This window comes from Enterobacter roggenkampii (assembly GCF_001729805.1).
GTDB classification, from domain to species: domain Bacteria; phylum Pseudomonadota; class Gammaproteobacteria; order Enterobacterales; family Enterobacteriaceae; genus Enterobacter; species Enterobacter roggenkampii.
In genome coordinates this window covers 1009524-1032209 of record NZ_CP017184.1, presented here as the reverse complement: position 1 = coordinate 1032209, position 22686 = coordinate 1009524, and the positions used below count along the sequence as shown (strand labels likewise).

The window sequence follows — 22686 nt, the reverse complement described above, 5'->3', positions numbered from 1 at the left end:
AGTATCGTGTGAGATATACGGAAGTAATAGTGAATAGATGAGAATTATTGTTCCGGGTTTCTTATGCGCCAGCTTAACCGTCTTAACCAGTATCAACGCCTGTGGCAACCTTCCGCTGGCGCGCCGCAGCAGGTAACCGTAAATGAACTTGCCAGCCGCTGCTTTTGTAGCGAGCGACATGTCCGTACTCTGCTGCGTCAGGCCCAGGAGGCGGGCTGGCTGACCTGGCGCGCGCAATCCGGGCGTGGAAGGCGCGGTGCGCTGACGTTTCACGTCACTCCGGAATCACTGCGCAATACGATGATGGAAGAAGCGCTAAAAAGCGGGCAGCAGCATAACGCCCTCGAGCTGGCGCAGCTTGCTCCCGAAGATTTGCGTGCGCTGCTGCACCCGTTTTTGGGTGGGCAGTGGCAAAACGACACGCCGACGCTGCGCATTCCCTACTACCGCTCACTGGAGCCGCTTCAGCCGGGCTTTTTACCGGGTCGGGCAGAGCAGCATCTGGCAGGGCAAGTCTTCTCAGGTTTGACGCGATTTCACGGCAACAGCAGTGAACCTACGGGCGATCTGGCGCATCACTGGGATGTGTCGGATGATGGCCTGCGCTGGCATTTCTACATTCGCTCCACGCTGCACTGGCATAACGGCGATAAAATTGAAACGGCGCATCTCCAGCGAAGCCTGACCGCGCTATTGACGCTTCCCGCCCTGCGCACCCTGTTCCAGAGCGTCCTCTGTATCGAAACAACGCATCCGCAGTGTCTGACGTTTACGCTGCATCATCCGGACTACTGGCTGCCGCACAGGCTGGCAACCTACTGTAGCCGTCTGGCGCATCCCGACCATTCGACGATTGGCAGCGGCCCCTTTCGGCTGGTCGCCTTTGAACCCGACCTGGTTCGTCTGGAAAGCCATGAGCAGTACCACCTGAGCCATCCGCTGCTCAAAGCCATCGAATACTGGATCACACCCCAGCTTTTTGATCACAGGTTGGGTACCAGCTGCCGTCACCCGGTGCAAATCGCGATTGGTGAGGCCGACGAGCTGGAAAGTCTGCGGCTGGTAAGCAGCAGCACCAGCCTGGGGTTCTGTTACCTCACGCTAAAACAGAGCGCACGCCTGAGTGAGAACCAGGCAAAGCGGCTGATTAATATCATTCATCACTCCAGGCTTCTCCACACGCTTCCGCTAAACGAAGGGCTCATCACCCCCACCGGGGAACTGCTTCCCGGCTGGACAATCCCCGAATGGACTGATTTAACCGATGTTGCCCTGCCTGAAGCACTGACGCTGGTTTACCATCTTCCCGTTGAGCTTCACACCATGGCCAGCCAGTTGAAGACGTACCTGGCGCTACAGGGGTGTGAGCTGACCGTCATCTTTCATGACGCCAAGACGTGGGACGGATGCCAGCAGCTTGCCGAAGCAGACATCATGATGGGCGACAGGCTGATTGGCGAAGCGCCAGCGTATACGCTTGAGCAGTGGCTGCGCTGCGATACGCTTTGGCCACACGTGTTAAGCGCACCGGCGTACGCCCATTTGCAAGCCACGCTGGATGCGGTACAGACTCAGGCCGAAGCTCGGGATCGGCACGCGGGCCTGAAGGCCATTTATAGCCGATTAATGGAAAATGCAGTGCTGACGCCGCTCTTTAATTATCAGTATCAGATCAGCGCGCCGCCGGGCGTGAATGGGATTCGCCTCAACACCCGCGGCTGGTTTGATTTTACCGAAGCCTGGCTGCCCGCCCCCAAATCGTGAAGAAGCTGGTCGCCGCCACAGGCAGACGGTAACATAACGTTTTTACCGTAACAGTCGAGATGATTTATGAAACGTGCCGTCGTCGTGTTCAGCGGAGGACAAGACTCTACTACCTGCCTGGTCCAGGCTCTTCATCAGTACGATGAGGTTCACTGTGTCACTTTCGATTATGGTCAGCGTCATCGCGCTGAGATCGACGTTGCCCGTGAACTGGCCCTGAAACTGGGGGCACGCGCGCATAAGGTGCTGGACGTTACGCTGTTAAATGAACTGGCCGTGAGTAGCCTCACCCGGGACAGTATTCCCGTCCCGGACTACGAACCCGATGCCAGCGGCATTCCGAATACCTTCGTGCCGGGCCGCAATATTCTGTTCCTCACCCTGACGGCAATTTATGCCTACCAGGTAAAAGCCGAAGCGGTGATCACGGGCGTGTGTGAAACAGACTTCTCCGGCTACCCGGACTGTCGTGATGAGTTCGTGAAGGCGTTAAATCACGCCGTCAATCTGGGGATGGCGAAAGAGACGCGCTTTGAAACCCCGCTGATGTGGCTGGATAAAGCCGAAACCTGGGCGCTGGCCGACTACTGGGGCAAGCTGGACCTGGTTCGCAGCGAAACCCTCACCTGCTACAACGGCATTAAAGGCGACGGTTGCGGCCAGTGCGCCGCCTGTAATCTGCGCGCTAACGGGCTGAACCACTATCTTGCCAATAAAGCCGGCGTGATGGCCGCAATGCAGAAAAAAACCGGGCTTAAATAGGGCGACCTGACCGTGCTGTCGCATAACAGGTGTCGACAGCACGGGTAAGCCTGAACCTGTGTTACACGATCATCAGTTCCAGCTTTTCGCGCAATTCCCCTTCCAGCGGCAGCGCTTTCTGCGTTTTCAGATCGATACAGACAAAGGTGATCAACGCATCAGCCACCACCTGCCCTTCGGGATCGAGCGTAACCACCTGGCTTAACACGCCGCTTTTGCCATTGATCTGCTGCACCTGGCTGGTCACCGTGAGCACATCGCCCAACACGGCAGGGCGACGGTAGTTGATATTGATATTGACGACCACGAAGGCGATGTTGTGCGCGGTCATCCACTGAAAGCTTTCGCTGTTTTCCAGCCCGTCCCAGCGCGCTTCCTCAAGAAACTCCAGGTAGCGGGCATTGTTCACATGCTGGTAAACGTCGAGGTGAAAACCGCGTACTTTTATTTTTGTCTGCATAGCGCAATAGCCTTTACTGTTATTGTAGGATGAGAGGTCATAACTGGTATGACCTCTTTATCCTGGCAAAATTTTGCCGCTGTGCAAGTAATTGTGAGATTACAACGTCAGGTGTGCGAGGTTGCGCTCAACCAGCGCGCTCCCCATGCCCGGAACCTGCTTGAGGTCGTCGACCGTTTTGAAAGGACCATACTCTTCACGATAGCTTACGATGGCCTGCGCTTTTTTCAGCCCGACGCCGTTCATCACGCGGGCCAGCTCTTCCGCAGAGGCCGAATTGATGCTGACTCGCGTACCGTCATCATCCACGTTTTTACCAACGTCAGTCGCTTTGGTTTGCCCCTGCCCCGGCGCTGCGGCGTCGGTCTTACTCTGTACCGCCTGTGGTTTAGCGGCAGGTGCCGCCGCCAGTGCGCCCGCGCTCATACCGGTGGTGGCAATAGCCAGCGTAATTAACAGTGCTTTGATTCCACATTTCATGCTGTTATCTCCTTGTTTGTAGACAGCCACGTCACGATAGCCGCCCGATAAAAGAGGCACAAACAACAGAGTGCAGAAATGGAAAAGGCCGCGAAAGCGGCCTTTAGTTATTGCAGAGCGTTGCGAAAATCTGCGAGCAGATACGTAATTATTGCTGCTGAGTAATGATATCGCCCAGCTTAATTTTGGCCTCTTTACGCAGGTTGCTCATCATGGCTTCGAAGGCAATCTGGGCATTGTTCTGGGTAATCCCCTGGACCATCGCCTTCTTCTGCGCGTCTGGCAGAGTGCCGGCTTTCACTTCATCCAGCGCCAGCAGAACGACGTTACCCTGCATATCGGTAGTGGTGCCGAAGCTTGGCTTGTCTTTCGCCGGCAGAGTCAGGCCAAACGCGGCCTGGCTGATAGGGTCCTGACCGGTACGGCTCAGCGTTTTCGCTTCACCGAAGCTCAGGCCAGCCGCTTTCAGCGCGTCCTGTTTACCCGCTTTCAGATCGGCCAGAATCTTCTCAGCATCCAGTTTCGCCTGCTGTTCCGCTTTGTTGTGCTTAACCTGAGCGACGACCTGATCCTTCACTTCCGCCAGCGGTTTGACCGCTTCTGGCTTGTGCTCGCTGACGCGCAGCACAAACGCACGATCGCCATCGACGGTAATGATGTCTGAGTTACTGCCCGGCGTGCCGTTCTCACCAACCAGACCACCGTTGAAGATGGCATCAGAAACCGGTTTGAAGTTCAGCTCTTCCGGCAGGTTGTCACGACCAAACCAGCCCGTCTCAACCGCTTTCACCCCAGCCGCCTGCTCGGCACCCGCCAGAGATTCGTTGTCGTTGCTGGCAGCATCACTCACTTTCTGCTGCAGCGCATAGTAGGCATCCAGCGCTTTTTCCTGCTTCACTTTTGCCGCGATATCGTCACGAACCTCAGCCAGCGGCTTGGTTTTCGCCGCGGTGATGTCGTCCAGACGCACGACCAGGAAACCTACGGAAGATTTAATGACGCCAGACAGTTGGCCTTTCTCTTTCAGACCGGCATTTTTCAGCTCGTCCGGCGTGGTCGCGTCTTCCAGCCAGCCCATATCGCCGCCGTTTTTCGCAGAGATAATGTCGGTGGATTTCGCTTTCGCGACGGTCGCAAAATCAGCGCCTTTGTTCAGCTCATCCAGTACCGCTTTGGCATCCGCCTCGGTTTTGGTCTGAATCACGCTGTAGCGGTTACGCTGCGGCTGTGTGAACTGATCCTGATGCTGGTCGTAGTAAGACTGGATTTCCGCGTCAGACGCGCTTTCCTGCAGCGCAGCCGCATCCAGCTTGATGTAGCTCACGCGGAACTGTTCTGGAGAAACAAAGGTATTCTTGTTCTGCTCGTACCAGGCGTTAATGTCAGCGTCGCTCACCTGCTGTTTCGCCGCCAGGGCGTTAACATCAATGGTCGCTTCACGTACAACGCGCTGCTGCGCCACCAGCGCAGCCAGTTCATCCGTTTCGCCTTTGAGCATGAAATCGGTGCCAACAACGGCATTGATGAGCTGCTGGGTGGTCAGTTGGTTACGCAGCGCCTGCGCGTACTGATCGGCCGTCATCCCCATCTGGTTGACGATGCTGTTGTAACGCGCGTTGTCGAATTTACCGTTAGACTGGAAGGCTTGCGTAGAGAAGATGGCTTTTTTCACCTGCTCATCGCTAATGCCAAGGCCGAGTTTTTTGGCATACTGATCCAGCAGCGCTTCGTCGATAAGACGGTTCAGCGTCTGCTGACGCAGGGTCTTCATATACCCTTCGTTTGCTGCCAGTTCAGAGAATTGGTCGCCCAGCTGTTGCTGCATACGGTTACGTTCACCGGCAAAAGCATTCTCGAACTGGCCGCGGCTGATCTCCTGGCCATTCACTTTTGCGGCATAGTTCGCGCCACCGCCAATAAGGTAACTGCTCACGCCGGTCAATATGAACGACACGATAATGATACCGAAAATAATCTTGAGCACGAGACTGTTAGCAGCCGTGCGTAAGCTGTCCATCATGGTGTAACAACACTCCGCTGTAGGTGACTGGTTACCTGACGCTGACGGAAAATCCTGCCCGTCGCGCGTAAAGTCGTATTGTGACAAGAAAACGGGGCGATTGTCAGCCCACAACTCGCATAAACTCGCACAAATCAGGTCTGGACAAACAAAAAAGGCACATCAAACGATGCGCCCTTGTACTATCCGGCTTCCCTGAAACGGGAAAGCAATCAGTTTACTGCGTCTTTCAGCGCTTTACCTGCACGGAAACCCGGCACTTTAGCGGCAGCAATGGTGATCTCTTTACCGGTCTGAGGGTTGCGGCCAGTACGGGCAGCACGCTCTTTAACAGCAAAAGTACCGAAGCCTACCAGTGCAACGTCGTCCCCAGCCTGCAGAGATTCAGTAACAGAAGCAATTAATGCATCTAACGCACGTCCAGCTGCAGCTTTAGAAATATCAGCACCAGCAGCAATTTTGTCAATCAGTTGAGATTTATTCACTGTTCTCTTCCTCTCTTTATAATTTATATCGCGCCTGAATCCTTCACAACGCGACCGCGCAGCAGTTATATCAGGCCTGCCATGACCTTACAACACCCGTTGTTGATGGCTGACCTAATCAGCAATCTAAATTAGCTATACAAAAAAAGGCTGGCAAGTGCGAAATGACTTACCAGCCTTGTTTTTATTGACGCTCTTTGCGCGAGGTCACTATTTTGCGGTTACAACCTGCATTCCTGACGGTTCATTCTGCAATGCGAGACTAAGTACTTCCTCAATTCGCTTAACAGGATGGATCTGCAGATCGGCAATCACGTTGTCCGGAATCTCTTCCAGATCGCGTTTGTTTTCGTAAGGGATCAATACGGTTTTGATCCCACCACGATGCGCCGCCAGCAGTTTTTCTTTTAAGCCACCGATTGGCAGAACCTGACCGCGCAGGGTGATTTCACCGGTCATTGCCACATCAGCACGCACCGGGTTACCTGTCAGGCAAGAAACCAGAGCGGTACACATGGCAATACCCGCGCTTGGACCATCTTTCGGCGTCGCCCCTTCAGGTACGTGTACGTGGATGTCGCGTTTTTCGTAGAAATCCGGGTTGATACCCAGTTTCTCCGCGCGCGCGCGCACCACGGTCAGCGCCGCCTGAATGGACTCCTGCATCACTTCACCCAGCGAGCCGGTATAGGTCAGCTTGCCTTTACCCGGTACACAGGCGGTTTCGATGGTCAGCAGATCGCCGCCCACTTCCGTCCATGCCAGACCGGTGACCTGGCCAACGCGGTTTTCGTTATCCGCGCGACCATAGTCGAAGCGTTGAACGCCGAGATAGGCATGCAGGTTATCACCATTAATCGTGATGTGTTTCAGGCTCTTATCCAGCAACAGCTGTTTCACCGCCTTACGGCACAGTTTAGAGATTTCACGCTCAAGGCTACGCACGCCCGCTTCACGGGTATAGTAGCGGATGATGCCAATAATCGCGCTGTCCTCGACGGTCAGCTCGTTGGCTTTCAGCGCGTTACGCTCAATCTGTTTCGGCAGCAGGTGCTGTTTCGCGATGTTCAGCTTCTCGTCTTCGGTATAGCCGGAGAGACGGATCACTTCCATACGGTCCAGCAGCGGGGCCGGAATATTCATGGAGTTCGACGTCGCGACAAACATCACGTCGCTCAGGTCGTAATCCACTTCCAGGTAGTGATCGCTGAACGCCACGTTCTGTTCTGGATCAAGCACCTCCAGCAGCGCAGACGCAGGGTCACCACGCATGTCCGACGACATTTTGTCGATCTCATCGAGCAGGAACAGCGGGTTTTTAACGCCCACTTTCGCCATCTTCTGGATCAGTTTACCCGGCATAGAACCGATGTAGGTACGGCGGTGACCGCGGATTTCCGCTTCATCGCGTACGCCGCCCAGCGCCATACGGATATACTTACGTCCGGTCGCTTTAGCGATGGACTGGCCCAGAGAGGTTTTACCCACCCCCGGCGGTCCTACCAGGCACAGAATCGGGCCTTTAATTTTATTCACACGGCTCTGTACCGCAAGGTACTCAAGAATGCGGTCTTTCACACGTTCCAGGCCGTAGTGGTCGGTATCCAGGATTTCCTGCGCCTGACGCAGGTCTTTTTTGACCTTGCTGCGGGCGTTCCAAGGAACCTGTACCATCCACTCAATGTAGCCGCGAACCACGGTCGCTTCAGCCGACATCGGAGACATCATTTTCAGCTTCTGCAGTTCTGCTTCCGCTTTCTCTTTCGCCTCTTTCGGCATCTTCGCCGCATCGATCTTGCGCTTCAGTGCTTCGTTTTCGTCCGGCGCGTCGTCCATCTCGCCCAGCTCTTTCTGAATGGCCTTCATTTGCTCATTCAGATAGTACTCACGCTGAGATTTTTCCATCTGCTTTTTCACGCGGTTGCGAATACGCTTCTCAACCTGCAGCAGATCGATTTCAGACTCCATCATCGCCATCAGGTATTCCAGACGTTCGTTAACGTCGGACATTTCCAGCACGGACTGTTTGTCAGCCAGCTTCAGCGGCATATGGGCAGCGATGGTGTCCGCCAGACGTGCAGGATCGTCGATGCTGTTCAGCGACGTCAGCACTTCTGGTGGGATTTTCTTGTTCAGCTTGATATAGCCTTCAAACTGGCTAATCGCGGTGCGCACCAGCACTTCCTGTTCGCGCTCATCAAGTTCAGGCGAATCAAGGTACTCTGCCTTCGCAGAGAAGTGTTCGCCGTCGTCTGACAGAGTGGTAATACGCGCACGCTGCAGGCCTTCTACCAGCACCTTCACGGTGCCGTCAGGCAGCTTCAGCATCTGCAAAATAGAGGCCACGGTCCCGACGGTGAAAAGATCGTTTACACCCGGCTCATCCGTTGATGCTTCTTTCTGCGCCACCAGCATGATTTTTTTATCATGATCCATAGCGGCTTCGAGGCAACGGATAGATTTTTCCCGCCCTACAAATAAGGGTATGACCATGTGCGGATAAACCACCACATCGCGCAACGGCAATACGGGGATTTCAATGCGTTCAGAACGCTCAGGATTCATAGAGCTCTCTCTTAGTTAGTGTCCGCCAGGTAAGCTGGTCATGTCACTGTGCTTCACATAACCATTAACATGTATCCAGTATATGGGGATGTTTCCCACACATTCAACGCTATGAATACGGAAAAAGTAAAGGGGAGATAAAATCCCCCCTTTTTGATTAACTGCTTGTATGATTTGGTGAATTATTCGCCAGATGCCTGCTGGGCTTCCGGTTTGCCGTAAATCAGCAGCGGTTTGGTTTGACCGCTGATGACCGACTCGTCAATCACCACTTTCTCAACGTCTTCCATCGACGGCAGATCGTACATGGTGTCGAGCAGTGCCGCTTCAACGATAGAACGCAGGCCACGCGCGCCGGTTTTGCGGCTCATTGCTTTTTTGGCAATCGCATCCAGCGCTTCGTCGCGGAATTCCAGATCAACCCCTTCCAGATTGAACAGCGCCTGATACTGCTTGGTCAGCGCATTTTTCGGCTCTTTCAGGATCTGGATCAGCGCCTCTTCACTCAGCTCATTCAGCGTAGCCACAACCGGCAGACGACCGATGAATTCAGGGATCAGACCGAATTTGATCAGATCTTCTGGTTCAACCTGTGCCAGGAGCTCGCCTTCGTTCGGTTTTTCGGATGTGGATTTCACCGTTGCGCCAAAACCAATGCCGGAGCCGGTTTCAACACGGTGGGAGATGACTTTATCCAGACCAGCAAAGGCACCGCCACAGATGAACAGGATCTTGGAGGTATCAACCTGCAGGAACTCCTGCTGCGGATGTTTACGACCACCCTGTGGCGGAACGGCGGCAACCGTACCTTCGATCAGCTTCAGCAGTGCCTGCTGTACGCCTTCACCCGATACGTCACGAGTGATGGACGGGTTGTCGGATTTACGGGAGATCTTGTCGATCTCATCGATGTAAACAATCCCGCGCTGGGCTTTCTGTACGTCGTAATCGCACTTCTGCAGCAGTTTCTGGATGATGTTTTCGACGTCCTCACCCACGTAACCGGCTTCGGTCAGGGTGGTGGCATCCGCCATGGTGAACGGAACATCAAGCAGACGCGCCAGGGTTTCAGCCAGCAGCGTTTTACCGGAACCGGTTGGGCCGATGAGCAGAATGTTACTTTTACCCAGTTCCACGCCATTGCTGGTATCGCCGTTACGCAGGCGTTTGTAGTGGTTATAGACCGCTACCGCCAGCACTTTCTTGGCCTGCTCCTGGCCGATGACGTAGTCGTCAAGGTGATGACGAATTTCATGCGGCGTTGGCAGCGCGCTGCGCTCACGGTGCGGTGCGACTTCTTTAATCTCTTCGCGAATGATGTCGTTACATAAATCGACGCATTCGTCGCAGATATACACGGACGGCCCGGCAATCAGTTTACGCACTTCATGCTGGCTTTTGCCGCAAAAAGAGCAGTACAGCAGTTTGCCCGAACCATCTTTGCGTTTATCTGTCATGAGTCCAAACCTCTTTTTAAGTTCTTTGTGCCGCACATGACGACGCAAATGCCATTCTAAGACGCAAGCTGCATCAAGCAGCGTGCCGCCCTACCTTAGTATAGCGGCACACTCGCGTCGCGGGCATCAATTACGATGGGTCAACACGGAGTCGACTAAGCCGTACTCAACTGCCTCTGAAGCAGAGAGGAAGCGATCGCGCTCGGTATCGCGCTCGATCTGCTCGAGAGGTTGACCCGTATGCTGCGCCATAAGTTCATTCATGCGCGCTTTTACTTTCAGGATTTCGCGGGCGTGGATTTCGATATCCGTCGCCTGCCCCTGGTAACCGCCCAGCGGCTGGTGAATCATCACGCGGGAATTCGGCAAGCAGAATCGCTTACCCTTCGCCCCTGCAGTTAACAGGAACGCGCCCATAGATGCGGCCTGACCCATACAGATCGTGCTGACATCCGGTTTGATGAATTGCATGGTGTCATAAATGGACATCCCTGCGGTAATCACGCCACCCGGGGAATTAATGTACAGGTAAATGTCTTTTTCCGGGTTTTCCGCTTCCAGAAACAGCATCTGCGCCACGATCAGGTTAGCCATGTGGTCTTCCACCTGGCCGGTCAGAAAGATAACGCGTTCCTTGAGCAGACGGGAATAGATATCAAAAGAACGCTCACCACGTGAGGTCTGTTCAATAACCATTGGCACCAGAGCCATATGGGGTGCAAAGTTATCTCGTTCGCCACTGTATGACATTTCCGTCTCCTGGATCAAAATTGAAAACACCTGCTGTACTGATTGTAACCTTACGGACGGATTATCAGCCAGTCTCATTCATCATGATTACGTACTTATGGGGTTCACAGTGCCCTATTTCAAGCATAACAACCTTTTGTTGTTACGCTAACACCGAAAGGGCGTTTTAGCACTCTTCCTGGGCTCTGGCTGCGATAAAAAAAACCCGCTGCCGCAAGGCAACGGGTTTTCTGTTCAAACTTTAAACCGTTGGGGCGAAATTACGCCTGCTGGTTCATCAGTTCGTTGAAAGAGGTCGCTTTTTCGGTCACTTTCGCTTTCGCCAGTACCGCTTCAACAGCCTGCTCTTCCAGGGCAACGTTGCGCATGTTGTCCATCAGCTCTTTGTTCTTACCGTAGAACTCGATCACTTCTGATGGATCTTCGTATGCAGAAGCCATCTCTTCGATCAGGCCTTTCACACGCTCTTCGTCAGCTTTCAGCTCGTGGGTACGAATCACTTCGCCCAGCAGCAGGCCAACCACAACGCGGCGTTTTGCCTGCTCTTCGAACAGCTCGCGCGGCAGTTCCATCGCTTGCTGCTGGTTGCCACCGAAACGCTGTGCAGCCTGACGGCGCAGAACGTCGATTTCGCTGTCGATCAGGGCAGCAGGAACGTCGATTTCGTTGGCTTTCACCAGGCCTTCGATCGCCTGAGACTTCACGCGGTTACGCACAGCACCGTTCAGCTCGCGCTCCATGTTTTTACGCACTTCGGTACGCAGGCCAGCAACAGAACCGTCTTCCACGCCGAAACGTTTGATGAACTCTTCAGTCAGTTCTGGCAGTTCGCGCTCTTCCACTTTCTTCAGGTTGATGACGAACTTCGCTGCTTTACCTTTCAGGTTTTCAGCGTGGTACTCTTCCGGGAAGGTCACGTCGATGGTGAACTCTTCGCCAGCCTTGTGGCCTTTGATACCGTCTTCGAAGCCTGGGATCATACGACCCTGGCCCATTGCCAGTACGAAGTCAGACGCTTTGCCGCCTTCGAACTCTTCGCCGTCTACAGAACCGGTGAAGTCGATGGTTACGCGGTCTTCCGCGTCAACAGCGCCTTCTTTCTCTTTCCAGTTCGCCTGCTGCTTACGCAGGGTGTCCAGCATGCCGTCAACGTCTTCGTCAGTCACGGAGACAATCGGTTTTTCAACTTCGATAGATTCCAGACCTTTCAGCTCAACTTCCGGATACACTTCAAACTCTACGGAGTAGGTGAAGTCTTCGCCCAGTTTGTATTCGCCTGGAACGTAGTTTGGCGCACCGGCCGGATTGATTTTTTCTTTGATGATCGCATCGATAAAGTTGCGGCTCATCAGTTCACCCAGCACATCCTGACGCACGGAAGCGCCATAACGCTGAGCAACAACATTCATTGGTACTTTGCCCTTACGGAAGCCGTCAATACGTACTTTTTTTGCTACGTTGACCAGCTCGCTTTTCACAGCAGTTTCGATGCTGTCAGCAGCGATAGTAATCGTTACACGGCGGCCAAGGCCTTGAGTGGTTTCAACTGAAACTTGCATCTTGTTACCTCAAAAAAATCACAGTGCTCGGTCAACTCTGAATCTGTCTGTTATACCGGGATGCTCTCTTAGTGCAGATTCACATTCCCTGTCGCCAGAATCATCCCGAAGACATTCAATAAGACGCGGCATTATAGCGGCATCACTTAGGTGAGTCGAGAACGGTTGGGGCATGTTGCTGCGGCTTTTTTCACACTTTAAGGCTATTTTTAGCCTTAAAATCGCACCATCCGCTCAAAACTCAGACAAAACAAAACGGCCCGAAGGCCGTTTTGAGGAAATCTGTAAGCAACATACTGGAAAAGCTCCAGCCGTTGCAAATCCGATTTATCAGGCGATAGTGCCTGCACCGCGACAGGGCGGCGATGCGAAAACCGTATCCTGCAAGCCTTCCCATTCCTTAATGGTGTAGGTATGCAGTGCCAGCGCATGCACGGTCGTGGAGAGCTCTTCCGTCAAGGTGCTGTAGATCAAGCGATGTCGGTTCAGGAAACGTTCTCCCGTGAAGCGATCGCTAACCAGAACCACTTTAAAGTGGCTTTCAGAACCTGCCGGTACGTTATGACGATAGCTTTCGTCGACGACTTCGAGGAACACAGGGTTGAACGCTGCCCTTAATTTATCTTCTATATGCTCACGTATCATCATGAAATTACTCCTCCGACAACGCCAGGATGTCACCCATCCCTTTAAATATTAGCCGCTTTTACCGTTTCCATTACACATTGACAACAAATATTTAGCTTTCGTCCGATTTTCTCATTCAAACGAATGAAGTTAACTGTGAGGCTCATACCTTTTATCATCCGTGAAAGGAGAAAATGAGTGAGCTGGTCAGTTTTCAGACAAGACGATGAATTTACATGCGTTGACCACTTCCCCTGACCGTTGGCGATGTTATGATGGCGGCAATTTTTCTCTCTATTATGCTTACGATTCGTGAGAACTTAAAAATGTTAAAAAAACTCTTCTTTCCATTGGTAGCCCTTTTTATGCTGGCAGGCTGTGCTACCCCGCCTACCACCATTGATGTCTCACCAAAAATCACCCTGCCTCAGCAGGACCCAAGCCTGATGGGCGTCACCGTGAGCATTAACGGTGCCGATCAGCGTCAGGATCAGGCGCTGGCAAAAGTGACCCGCGATAACCAGCAGGTGACGCTCACCGCGTCCCGTGACCTGCGCTTCCTGCTGCAGGAAGTGCTGGAGAAACAAATGACCGCTCGCGGCTATATGATCGGCCCAAGCGGTGCGGTTGATCTGCAGATCATCGTCAACAACCTGTACGCTGACGTGTCACAGGGCAACGTGCGCTACAACATCGCCACCAAAGCGGATATCGCCATCATTGCCACCGCGAAGAATGGCAACAAGATGACCAAAAACTACCGCGCGAGCTACTCTGTTGAAGGTGCGTTCCAGGCATCCAACCAGAACATTGCTAACGCCGTTAACAGCGTGCTGACCGATACCATCGCCGATATGGCGCAGGACACCAGCATCCACGACTTTATCAAGCAGAACGCACGTTAATCCTGCTCACTGACCCGGTGTAACACCGGGTCAGTCTTATAAGAACATGTCCAGCCATTACTTACGCATTTTCCAGCAACCGAAATCAGCGATTCTGCTGATCCTCGGCTTTGCCTCGGGTTTACCCCTCGCGCTCACCTCCGGCACGCTTCAGGCGTGGATGACGGTCGAGAACATCGATCTCAAAACCATTGGTTTCTTCTCGCTTGTCGGCCAGGCCTATGTCTTCAAGTTCCTGTGGTCGCCGGTGATGGATCGCTATACGCCGCCGTTCCTCGGGCGTCGCCGCGGCTGGCTGGTGATGACGCAGGTCCTGCTGCTGCTGGCCATCGCGGCGATGGGGTTTCTTGAGCCCACCACGCAGCTGCGCTGGATGGCCGCGCTTGCGGTGGTGATTGCCTTCTGTTCCGCCTCTCAGGATATCGTGTTCGACGCCTGGAAGACGGACGTGTTACCTGCGGAAGAACGCGGTGCCGGTGCGGCCATCAGCGTGCTGGGCTATCGCCTCGGGATGCTGGTCTCTGGCGGGCTGGCGCTGTGGCTGGCCGACCGTTACCTCGGCTGGCAGGGCATGTACTGGCTAATGGCCGCCCTGCTTATCCCCTGCATTATCGCCACGCTCTTTGCCCCCGAACCGAGCGACGTTATTCCGGTTCCCCGCTCGCTGGAGCAGGCCGTGGCCGAACCGCTGCGCGACTTCTTTGGCCGCAACAACGCCTGGCTGATCCTGCTGCTGATCGTCCTTTATAAGCTTGGCGACGCCTTTGCCATGAGCCTGACCACCACCTTCCTGATCCGCGGTGTCGGTTTTGATGCCGGTGAAGTGGGGGTAGTGAATAAAACGCTGGGGCTGTTTGCAACCATTGTCGGGGCACTTTACGGTGGCGTGCTGATGCAGCGCCTGACGCTGTTCCGCGCACTGCTGATCTTCGGCATTCTTCAGGGCGCCTCTAACGCGGGCTACTGGCTGCTGTCGATTACCGACAAACATATGATCAGCATGGCCGCTGCGGTGTTCTTCGAAAATCTCTGCGGCGGTATGGGGACAGCAGCCTTTGTCGCCCTGCTGATGACCCTGTGCAACAAATCATTTTCCGCCACGCAGTTCGCGCTGCTCTCGGCGCTCTCTGCCGTTGGCCGCGTTTACGTAGGTCCGATTGCCGGCTGGTTTGTGGAAGCCCACGGTTGGCCAACGTTTTATCTTTTCTCCGTCGTGGCTGCCGTGCCGGGGATTTTATTGTTGCTGGTCTGTCGCCAGACGCTGGAATATACCCAGCGGACCGAACACTTTATGCCACGAACTGAATATCACCGCGCCTACCGTTTTGCGTTACGTCTGTTAATGATGGGCTGTGTTGCGCTGGCACTCTGGCTTATCGTGCTCATTATTAATGCCAGCACACCACTGGCGCTCCCGTTTGAGGCCCTTCTGCTGGACGCCGGAGCCCTGCTGGCCATCGTTGGGATCCTGACGGGCGGTCTGCTCGATTTCATGGCGTTGCGTAAAACGCAGCTGACCTGAAGAAAAATGCGAAAGGTTATTTCCCGTTGTAATCACCAACCGAAATTATAACGGTGAAATAGCCACCATCGACTAAAAAAAATATTTGTTGTTTTGTGCGGGATAGGATTTGGAAATTATTGGCTCTGGTCCCAAAACGCTATTTTTCATTAAACGATTCAGCATGCGATAGTTTGATTTTTCGTTTTTTAGATGTCTTTTTATTGATAATTAATTGTTAATTTTTTGTTTATTTTTAACAATGGTTATACCAATTGTCCCTTTTAGGGTATGCTTGGGGGTCCTTTCGTTATAAAGCCCATCTCATGCGGCTTCGGTCATAAAAACCGACATAATTTGCAACACTTGTGACACGTGCGGCAGAACCCGGTAACACCTTCCTGACACAGGCCTAATGATGTTTACAGTAATGTAACCTTCCCGTAAAATGCCCGCACACTTTAAACGCCACCAGACTCCCGTGGAATTGAGGTCGTTAAATGAGACTCAGGAAATACAATAAAAGTTTGGGATGGTTGTCATTATTCGCAGGCACTGTATTACTCAGTGGCTGTGATTCTGCACTACTAGACCCCAAAGGACAGATTGGACTGGAACAACGTTCACTGATATTGACGGCTTTTGGCCTGATGTTGATTGTGGTTATTCCAGCCATTTTGATGGCTGTTGGTTTCGCCTGGAAGTATCGTGCGAGCAATAAAGATGCGAAGTATAGCCCGAACTGGTCACACTCCAACAAAGTGGAAGCTGTGGTCTGGACGGTACCTATCCTGATCATCCTGTTCCTTGCCGTACTGACCTGGAAAACCACTCACGCACTTGAGCCAAGCAAGCCGCTGGTTCACGATGAAAAACCGATTACCATTGAAGTGGTCTCCATGGACTGGAAATGGTTCTTCATCTATCCAGAGCAGGGCATTGCTACCGTGAATGAAATCGCCTTCCCGGCGAACACTCCGGTTCAGTTCAAAGTGACCTCCAACTCCGTAATGAACTCCTTCTTCATCCCGCGTCTGGGTAGCCAGATTTACGCGATGGCCGGTATGCAGACTAACCTGCATCTGATCGCGAATGAAGCAGGCACCTACGATGGTATCTCCGCCAGCTATAGCGGCCCGGGCTTCTCAGGTATGAAGTTCAAAGCTATTGCAACGCCAGACCGTGCCGCTTTCGACCAGTGGGTTGAAAAAGCGAAACAGTCTCCAAACACCATGTCTGACATGGCGGCGTTCGAAAAAGTGGCTGCACCTAGCGAATACAACAAGGTGGAGTACTTCTCTAACGTGAAGCCTGATTTGTTCAAAGACGTTATTGGCAAATTTATGGATCACGGCAAGAGCATGGACATGACCCAGCCGGAAGGCGAGCACAGCGCGCACGAAGGTATGGAAGGCATGGACATGAGCCACGCGGAAACCGCTCACTAAGGGGCCGAGGAAGAAAATGTTCGGAAAATTGACACTGGATGCAGTGCCCTACCATGAACCGATTATCATGGTTACGGTGGCTGCAATTATCATCGGTGGCGCGGCCTTAGTTGGCCTGATCACTTACTTCGGTAAGTGGAGCTACCTGTGGAATGAGTGGCTGACTTCGGTTGACCACAAAAAACTCGGTATCATGTACTGCATCGTCGGTATCGTCATGTTAATTCGTGGCTTTGCGGATGCGATCATGATGCGTAGCCAGCAGGCGCTCGCGTCTGCGGGTGAAGCCGGCTTCCTGCCACCGCACCACTACGATCAGATCTTTACCGCCCACGGCGTTATCATGATCTTCTTCGTGGCGATGCCGCTGGTTATCGGTCTGATGAACGTGGTCGTTCCGCTGCAAATCGGCGCGCGCGACGTTGCGTTCCCGTTCCTGAACAACCTGAGCTTCTGGTTCACCGTTGTCGGCGTTATTCTGGTTAACCTGTCACTGGGTGTGGGCGAATTCGCGCAGACCGGCTGGCTGGCTTACCCACCGCTGTCAGGAATTGAGTACAGCCCGGGCGTTGGCGTCGACTACTGGATTTGGGCGCTTCAGCTCTCCGGTGTCGGTACGACCCTGACCGGTATCAACTTCTTCGTGACCATTATCAAGATGCGTGCCCCTGGCATGACCATGTTCAAGATGCCGGTATTTACCTGGGCATCTCTGTGCGCCAACATCCTGATTATTGCGTCCTTCCCAATTCTGACTGTTACCATCGCGCTGCTGACCCTGGACCGCTACCTGGGCACCCATTTCTTCACGAACGATATGGGTGGCAACATGATGATGTACATCAACCTGATTTGGGCATGGGGTCACCCGGAAGTTTACATCCTGGTTCTGCCTGTATTCGGTGTGTTCTCCGAAATCGCGGCAACCTTCTCGCGTAAACGTCTGTTTGGTTACACCTCTCTGGTGTGGGCAACCGTGTGTATTACCGTTCTGTCGTTCATCGTTTGGCTGCACCACTTCTTCACCATGGGTGCGGGCGCGAACGTAAACGCCTTCTTCGGTATTACCACCATGATTATCGCCATCCCGACCGGGGTGAAGATCTTCAACTGGCTGTTCACCATGTATCAGGGCCGTATCGTGTTCCACTCAGCAATGCTGTGGACCATCGGCTTCATCGTGACCTTCTCCGTAGGTGGGATGACCGGCGTACTGCTGGCGGTACCGGGTGCTGACTTCGTTCTGCACAACAGTCTGTTCCTGATTGCGCACTTCCATAACGTTATCATCGGTGGCGTGGTCTTCGGCTGCTTCGCTGGCGTAACCTACTGGTGGCCAAAAGCGTTCGGCTTCACGCTGAACGAAAAATGGGGTAAACGCGCGTTCTGGTTCTGGATCATCGGCTTCTTCGTCGCCTTTATGCCGCTGTACGTGCTGGGCTTCATGGGTATGACCCGTCGTCTGAGCCAGCAGATCGATCCGCAGTTCCACCCAATGCTGATGGTTGCAGCGGGCGGTGCCGTGCTGATTGCCTGTGGTATCGCGTCTCAGCTGATTCAGTTCTACGTGTCTATTCGCGACCGCGACCAGAACCGTGACCTGACCGGTGACCCATGGGGTGGCCGTACGCTGGAGTGGGCGACCTCTTCTCCACCGCCTTTCTATAACTTTGCCATCGTGCCTCAGGTTCATGAACGTGACGCATTCTGGGAAATGAAAGAAAAAGGTGAAGCGTACAAGCAACCTGCTCATTACGAAGAGATCCATATGCCGAAAAACAGCGGTGCGGGCATCGTGATTGCCGCCTTCGCAACGGTATTTGGTTTCGCAATGATCTGGCACATCTGGTGGATGGCGATTGTTGGCTTTGCTGGCATCGTAATCAGCTGGATTGTGAAGAGCTTTGACGAGGACGTGGACTACTACGTACCAGTCCGTGAAGTTGAAAAGCTGGAAAATCAGCATTTCGACGAGATTTCTAAAGCGGGGCTGAAAAATGGCAACTGATACTCTGGCGCACTCAACTGCCCACGCGCATGAACATGCGCACCACGATACAGGACCGACCAAAGTCTTCGGTTTCTGGATCTACCTGATGAGCGACTGCATTCTGTTCTGCTGTCTGTTCGCGACCTATGCCGTTCTGGTGAACGGCACAGCGGGCGGCCCGACCGGCAAGGACATCTTTGAACTGCCGTTCGTTCTGGTTGAAACCGCACTGCTGTTATTCAGCTCCATCACCTACGGCATGGCGGCTATCGCCATGTACAAAAACAACAAGAGCCAGGTTGTCTCCTGGCTGGCGTTGACCTGGTTGTTTGGTGCTGGATTTATCGGGATGGAAATCTATGAATTCCATCACCTGATCATGGAAGGCTTCGGCCCGGATCGCAGTGGCTTCCTGTCCGCGTTCTTCGCGCTGGTTGGCACCCACGGTCTGCACGTGACCTCCGGTCTGATCTGGATGGCAGTACTGATGTTCCAGATCTCCCGTCGCGGCCTGACCAGTACTAACCGTACCCGTATCCTGTGCCTGAGCCTGTTCTGGCACTTCCTGGACGTGGTGTGGATCTGTGTGTTCTCTGTTGTCTATCTGATGGGGGCGATGTAATGAGTCATTCTAACGATCATGGCGCTTCCCACGGCAGCGTAAAAACCTACATGACAGGTTTCATCCTGTCGATCATCCTGACGGTGATCCCGTTCTGGATGGTGATGAGCGGTTCTGCGTCTAAGCCGGTTATCCTGGGTGCAATCCTGGTGACCGCGGTGATTCAGATTCTGGTGCATCTGGTTTGCTTCCTGCACATGAACACCAAGTCCGATGAAGGCTGGAACATGACCGCCTTTATCTTTACCGTGATTATCATCGCTATCCTGGTAGTCGGTTCCATCTGGATTATGTGGAACCTCAACTACAACATGATGGTTCACTAAGAGCGGCGAGTATGTTTAAGCAATACCTGCAAGTAACGAAACCAGGCATCATCTTTGGCAACCTGATCTCCGTGATCGGAGGGTTCCTGCTGGCCTCTAAGGGCAGCATTGATTACGCCCTCTTTATCTACACGCTGGTCGGTGTGTCACTGGTTGTTGCGTCCGGTTGTGTATTTAACAACTACATCGACATGGATATCGACAAGAAGATGGAAAGGACCAAAAATCGGGTGCTGGTGAAAGGCCTGATCGCCCCTTCCGTCTCGCTGGTGTACGCCACCTTGCTGGGTATTGCTGGCTTTATGCTGCTGTGGTTTGGTGCTAACCCGCTGGCCTGCTGGCTAGGGGTGATGGGGTTCGTGGTGTATGTGGGCATCTATAGCCTGTATATGAAACGTCACTCCGTCTACGGCACGCTGATTGGTTCTCTCTCCGGCGCTGCGCCGCCGGTGATTGGCTACTGCGCGGTCACGAACGAGTTCGATAGCGGTGCGCTGATCCTGCTGGCTATCTTTAGCCTGTGGCAGATGCCGCACTCCTATGCCATCGCGATTTTCCGCTTTAAGGATTATCAGGCAGCGAACATCCCGGTTCTGCCGGTCGTGAAGGGCATCTCCGTTGCCAAGAACCACATCACGCTGTACATCATCGCCTTTGCCGTGGCAACGCTGATGCTCTCTCTGGGTGGTTACGCCGGATACAAATATCTGGCAGTAGCGGCTGCGGTGAGCGTCTGGTGGCTCGGCATGGCGCTGCGCGGTTACAAAGTGGAAGATGACAAAGTCTGGGCGCGCAAGCTGTTTGTGTTCTCGATTGTGGCCATCACCTCACTGTCCGTGATGATGTCCGTGGATTTCATGGTGCCAGATTCACATAACCTGCTGACTTACGTCTGGTAAGCCACAACAGGTGAATAAAGGGGTGCTTCGGCACCCTTTTTTATTCATAAAATCCATTAATAACGCATGTAATATTTGTTAAATAACCCTTTATTTACCCCGCCCCTTCCCCGCACTACACTATGGCCTGCTTTTGAACTGAGGTGGTAATGAACGATTATAAAATGACGCCAGGCGAGCTACGCGCGACCTGGGGCTTAGGGACTGTCTTCTCGCTACGGATGCTTGGCATGTTTATGGTCCTGCCTGTTCTGACCACATACGGTATGGCGCTGCAGGGGGCCAGCGAGGCGCTGATTGGCCTCGCCATTGGCATTTATGGTCTGGCGCAGGCGGTGTTCCAGATCCCGTTTGGCCTGCTCTCTGACCGGGTGGGCCGCAAACCGCTGATTGTCGGCGGGCTGCTGGTCTTTGTGCTCGGAAGCGTCATTGCCGCCCTCTCCCACTCCATCTGGGGGATTATTCTTGGCCGCGCCCTGCAGGGCTCCGGCGCGATTGCCGCCGCGGTGATGGCGCTGCTGTCAGACTTAACCCGCGAGCAGAACCGCACCAAAGCCATGGCCTTTATCGGCGTCAGCTTTGGCGTGACGTTTGCGATTGCGATGGTGCTGGGCCCGATAATCACCCATGCGCTCGGCCTGCACGCCCTGTTCTGGATGATTGCCGTGCTGGCAACCCTCGGCATTGCCTTAACCCTGTGGGTGGTGCCGGACAGCAAAAACCACGTTCTGAACCGTGAATCCGGCATGGTAAAAGGCTGCTTCAGCAAGGTGATTGTCGAGCCGCGCCTGCTTAAGCTGAATTTCGGCATTATGTGCCTGCACATTCTGCTGATGTCGACCTTTGTCGCCCTTCCCGGCCAGCTTGCCGCAGCGGGTTTCCCGGCGGCTGAGCACTGGAAAATCTATCTGGTCACGATGTTGATTTCGTTTGTCTCCGTCGTGCCGTTCATCATCTACGCCGAAGTGAAGCGCAAAATGAAGCGCGTCTTCGTGGGCTGCGTGGCGGTCCTGCTGATTGCCGAGATCGTGCTCTGGGGCGCCGGCCCGCACTTCTGGGAGCTGATTGCCGGCGTGCAGCTGTTCTTCCTGGCATTTAACCTGATGGAAGCCCTGCTGCCGTCGCTGATCAGCAAAGAGTCCCCCGCCGGTTACAAAGGCACGGCGATGGGTATTTACTCCACCAGCCAGTTCCTCGGCGTGGCAATCGGCGGCTCGCTTGGTGGCTGGGTGGACGGACTCTTTGATTCGCAAACCGTGTTTCTCGCGGGCGCGCTGCTGGCGACAGTCTGGCTGCTGGTCGCCGGCACCATGAAAGAGCCGCGCTACGTGAGCAGCCTGCGCGTAGAAATCCCGGATGATGTGGAGATTAGCGATGCGCTGAAACAGCGTCTGGAAGCAAAAGAAGGCGTCACGGAGGTGCTGATTGTTCCCGAAGAGCGCAGCGCTTACGTCAAAATTGACAGCAAGGTGACCAACCGCTTTGAGGTCGAGCAGACGCTGAAAGCCTGAAAAAAAGCCCGGTTAAACCGGGCTTTTTATATTAATCGCGGAAGTTTTTAAACTGGAACGGCTGCCCCAGATCGCCGCCGCGCACCAGCGCCATCACCGACTGGAGGTCATCGCGGGACTTACCGGTCACGCGAATCTCTTCGCCCTGGATCTGCGCCTGCACCTTCAGCTTGCTGTCTTTGATGAGCTTCACAATCTTCTTCTGCACCGCGCTCTCGATGCCCTGCTTCAGCTTCGCTTCAACAAACCACGTTTTGCCGCTGTGGACGAACTCTTCCGGCACGTCCAGTGAGGTCCCTTCGATGCCGCGCTTCAACAGCTTGGCGCGCAGAATGTCGAGCAGCTGATTCACCTGGAAATCAGACTCGCTCAGCACCTTAATGGTCTTATTTGCGTCGTTCAGCTCAAACGACGCCTCAACGCCACGAAAATCGAAACGTGACTCAACTTCGCGGGTTGCGTTCTCAACGCCGTTGCGAACTTCCTGGATATCAACTTCGGAAACAATATCGAAAGATGGCATCTTTTCTTCTCCCTTCACTTTTGTTGCGTTGC

General features: G+C 53.8%; 20 protein-coding genes. 10 read left to right on the top strand and 10 right to left on the bottom strand.

Going from position 1 to position 22686, the window contains the following annotated elements:
* Positions 1-63: 63 nt before the first annotated feature.
* Together BFV67_RS04740 and queC are read left to right on the top strand one after the other, a co-directional pair.
* Positions 64-1764 carry an SgrR family transcriptional regulator gene (locus tag BFV67_RS04740; protein WP_069597930.1) on the top strand — a complete coding sequence of 567 codons (1701 nt, stop codon included), beginning with the start codon at positions 64-66 and terminating at the stop codon, positions 1762-1764.
* A gap of 66 nt (positions 1765-1830) precedes the next feature.
* A complete protein-coding gene (gene queC, locus BFV67_RS04735) occupies positions 1831-2526 on the top strand; it encodes a 7-cyano-7-deazaguanine synthase QueC (RefSeq protein WP_025912627.1) in 696 nt (231 codons plus the stop codon).
* 61 nt (positions 2527-2587) lie between these two features.
* Here the strand turns inward: queC and BFV67_RS04730 are convergent, their stop codons facing one another.
* The 9 genes from BFV67_RS04730 to bolA all read right to left on the bottom strand — a co-directional run bounded on the left by BFV67_RS04730 (position 2588) and on the right by bolA (position 12950).
* A complete protein-coding gene (locus BFV67_RS04730; protein WP_021241651.1) occupies positions 2588-2986 on the bottom strand; it encodes a YbgC/FadM family acyl-CoA thioesterase in 399 nt (132 codons plus the stop codon).
* Between the two features lie 99 nt (positions 2987-3085).
* On the bottom strand, positions 3086-3466 hold the full coding sequence (locus tag BFV67_RS04725) for a helix-hairpin-helix domain-containing protein (RefSeq protein ID WP_023343490.1): 381 nt from the start codon (positions 3464-3466) through the stop codon (positions 3086-3088).
* Between the two features lie 148 nt (positions 3467-3614).
* Complete coding sequence (gene ppiD, locus BFV67_RS04720; protein ID WP_023326792.1) at positions 3615-5486, bottom strand: peptidylprolyl isomerase; 1872 nt, start codon at positions 5484-5486, stop codon at positions 3615-3617.
* Positions 5487-5698: 212 nt separating this feature from the next.
* Entirely contained in the window at positions 5699-5971 is a 273-nt protein-coding gene (hupB, locus tag BFV67_RS04715) for a nucleoid-associated protein HU-beta (protein ID WP_002444653.1), read from the bottom strand.
* 210 nt (positions 5972-6181) lie between these two features.
* Entirely contained in the window at positions 6182-8536 is a 2355-nt protein-coding gene (lon, locus tag BFV67_RS04710) for an endopeptidase La (RefSeq protein ID WP_008503315.1), read from the bottom strand.
* A gap of 182 nt (positions 8537-8718) precedes the next feature.
* Positions 8719-9993 carry an ATP-dependent protease ATP-binding subunit ClpX gene (clpX, locus tag BFV67_RS04705; protein WP_008503316.1) on the bottom strand — a complete coding sequence of 425 codons (1275 nt, stop codon included), beginning with the start codon at positions 9991-9993 and terminating at the stop codon, positions 8719-8721.
* A gap of 126 nt (positions 9994-10119) precedes the next feature.
* Positions 10120-10743 (bottom strand): ATP-dependent Clp endopeptidase proteolytic subunit ClpP, encoded by a 624-nt coding sequence (gene clpP / locus BFV67_RS04700; RefSeq protein ID WP_008503317.1) that lies wholly within the window; start codon positions 10741-10743, stop codon positions 10120-10122.
* 260 nt (positions 10744-11003) lie between these two features.
* Complete coding sequence (gene tig / locus BFV67_RS04695) at positions 11004-12302, bottom strand: trigger factor (protein WP_008503318.1); 1299 nt, start codon at positions 12300-12302, stop codon at positions 11004-11006.
* 330 nt (positions 12303-12632) lie between these two features.
* A complete protein-coding gene (gene bolA / locus BFV67_RS04690; RefSeq protein WP_021241655.1) occupies positions 12633-12950 on the bottom strand; it encodes a transcriptional regulator BolA in 318 nt (105 codons plus the stop codon).
* Positions 12951-13255: 305 nt separating this feature from the next.
* Here bolA and BFV67_RS04685 point away from each other — a divergent pair, with 305 nt between their 5' ends.
* The 8 genes from BFV67_RS04685 (at position 13256) to BFV67_RS04650 (ending at position 22131) form a co-directional block, all read left to right on the top strand.
* Entirely contained in the window at positions 13256-13834 is a 579-nt protein-coding gene (locus BFV67_RS04685; RefSeq protein WP_023310568.1) for a lipoprotein, read from the top strand.
* Positions 13835-13880: 46 nt separating this feature from the next.
* Positions 13881-15356, top strand: a complete 1476-nt coding sequence (gene ampG / locus BFV67_RS04680; protein ID WP_023343488.1) for a muropeptide MFS transporter AmpG — start codon at positions 13881-13883, stop codon at positions 15354-15356.
* Positions 15357-15835: 479 nt separating this feature from the next.
* Positions 15836-16783 carry a cytochrome o ubiquinol oxidase subunit II gene (gene cyoA, locus BFV67_RS04675; protein WP_008503322.1) on the top strand — a complete coding sequence of 316 codons (948 nt, stop codon included), beginning with the start codon at positions 15836-15838 and terminating at the stop codon, positions 16781-16783.
* Positions 16784-16799: 16 nt separating this feature from the next.
* Positions 16800-18791 (top strand): cytochrome o ubiquinol oxidase subunit I, encoded by a 1992-nt coding sequence (gene cyoB, locus BFV67_RS04670; RefSeq protein WP_008503323.1) that lies wholly within the window; start codon positions 16800-16802, stop codon positions 18789-18791.
* Positions 18781-19395: a cytochrome o ubiquinol oxidase subunit III gene (locus BFV67_RS04665; protein ID WP_008503324.1), complete on the top strand. Its 615-nt coding sequence runs from the start codon at positions 18781-18783 to the stop codon at positions 19393-19395. The genes cyoB and BFV67_RS04665 overlap by 11 nt, the downstream gene beginning before the upstream one ends.
* The gene (locus BFV67_RS04660; RefSeq protein ID WP_006176899.1) at positions 19395-19721 is read left to right on the top strand and encodes a cytochrome o ubiquinol oxidase subunit IV; all 327 of its coding nucleotides are present in this window, start codon (positions 19395-19397) and stop codon (positions 19719-19721) included. Before BFV67_RS04665 ends, BFV67_RS04660 begins: the two co-directional genes overlap by 1 nt.
* Positions 19722-19732: 11 nt before the next feature.
* Positions 19733-20620 (top strand): heme o synthase, encoded by an 888-nt coding sequence (gene cyoE / locus BFV67_RS04655; protein WP_008503325.1) that lies wholly within the window; start codon positions 19733-19735, stop codon positions 20618-20620.
* Between the two features lie 149 nt (positions 20621-20769).
* Positions 20770-22131, top strand: coding sequence for an MFS transporter (locus BFV67_RS04650; protein ID WP_032656550.1), 1362 nt, complete (start codon positions 20770-20772; stop codon positions 22129-22131).
* A gap of 31 nt (positions 22132-22162) precedes the next feature.
* Here BFV67_RS04650 and BFV67_RS04645 read toward each other — a convergent pair whose 3' ends face one another.
* On the bottom strand, positions 22163-22654 hold the full coding sequence (locus tag BFV67_RS04645) for a YajQ family cyclic di-GMP-binding protein (protein ID WP_008503327.1): 492 nt from the start codon (positions 22652-22654) through the stop codon (positions 22163-22165).
* Positions 22655-22686: the final 32 nt, after the last annotated feature.

Bases quoted from the DNA above. Each gene is read 5' to 3' on its own strand.
- BFV67_RS04665 (WP_008503324.1), top strand. From the start codon at position 18,781: ATGGCAACTGATACTCTGGCGCACTCAACTGCCCACGCGCATGAACAT.
- cyoA (WP_008503322.1), top strand. From the start codon at position 15,836: ATGAGACTCAGGAAATACAATAAAAGTTTGGGATGGTTGTCATTATTC.
- BFV67_RS04685 (WP_023310568.1), top strand. From the start codon at position 13,256: ATGTTAAAAAAACTCTTCTTTCCATTGGTAGCCCTTTTTATGCTGGCA.
- clpP (WP_008503317.1), bottom strand. From the start codon at position 10,743: ATGTCATACAGTGGCGAACGAGATAACTTTGCACCCCATATGGCTCTG.
- queC (WP_025912627.1), top strand. From the start codon at position 1,831: ATGAAACGTGCCGTCGTCGTGTTCAGCGGAGGACAAGACTCTACTACC.
- tig (WP_008503318.1), bottom strand. From the start codon at position 12,302: ATGCAAGTTTCAGTTGAAACCACTCAAGGCCTTGGCCGCCGTGTAACG.
- BFV67_RS04650 (WP_032656550.1), top strand. From the start codon at position 20,770: ATGAACGATTATAAAATGACGCCAGGCGAGCTACGCGCGACCTGGGGC.
- BFV67_RS04660 (WP_006176899.1), top strand. From the start codon at position 19,395: ATGAGTCATTCTAACGATCATGGCGCTTCCCACGGCAGCGTAAAAACC.
- BFV67_RS04725 (WP_023343490.1), bottom strand. From the start codon at position 3,466: ATGAAATGTGGAATCAAAGCACTGTTAATTACGCTGGCTATTGCCACC.
- ampG (WP_023343488.1), top strand. From the start codon at position 13,881: ATGTCCAGCCATTACTTACGCATTTTCCAGCAACCGAAATCAGCGATT.
- ppiD (WP_023326792.1), bottom strand. From the start codon at position 5,486: ATGATGGACAGCTTACGCACGGCTGCTAACAGTCTCGTGCTCAAGATT.
- lon (WP_008503315.1), bottom strand. From the start codon at position 8,536: ATGAATCCTGAGCGTTCTGAACGCATTGAAATCCCCGTATTGCCGTTG.
- BFV67_RS04730 (WP_021241651.1), bottom strand. From the start codon at position 2,986: ATGCAGACAAAAATAAAAGTACGCGGTTTTCACCTCGACGTTTACCAG.
- cyoB (WP_008503323.1), top strand. From the start codon at position 16,800: ATGTTCGGAAAATTGACACTGGATGCAGTGCCCTACCATGAACCGATT.
- BFV67_RS04645 (WP_008503327.1), bottom strand. From the start codon at position 22,654: ATGCCATCTTTCGATATTGTTTCCGAAGTTGATATCCAGGAAGTTCGC.
- cyoE (WP_008503325.1), top strand. From the start codon at position 19,733: ATGTTTAAGCAATACCTGCAAGTAACGAAACCAGGCATCATCTTTGGC.
- clpX (WP_008503316.1), bottom strand. From the start codon at position 9,993: ATGACAGATAAACGCAAAGATGGTTCGGGCAAACTGCTGTACTGCTCT.
- BFV67_RS04740 (WP_069597930.1), top strand. From the start codon at position 64: ATGCGCCAGCTTAACCGTCTTAACCAGTATCAACGCCTGTGGCAACCT.
- bolA (WP_021241655.1), bottom strand. From the start codon at position 12,950: ATGATGATACGTGAGCATATAGAAGATAAATTAAGGGCAGCGTTCAAC.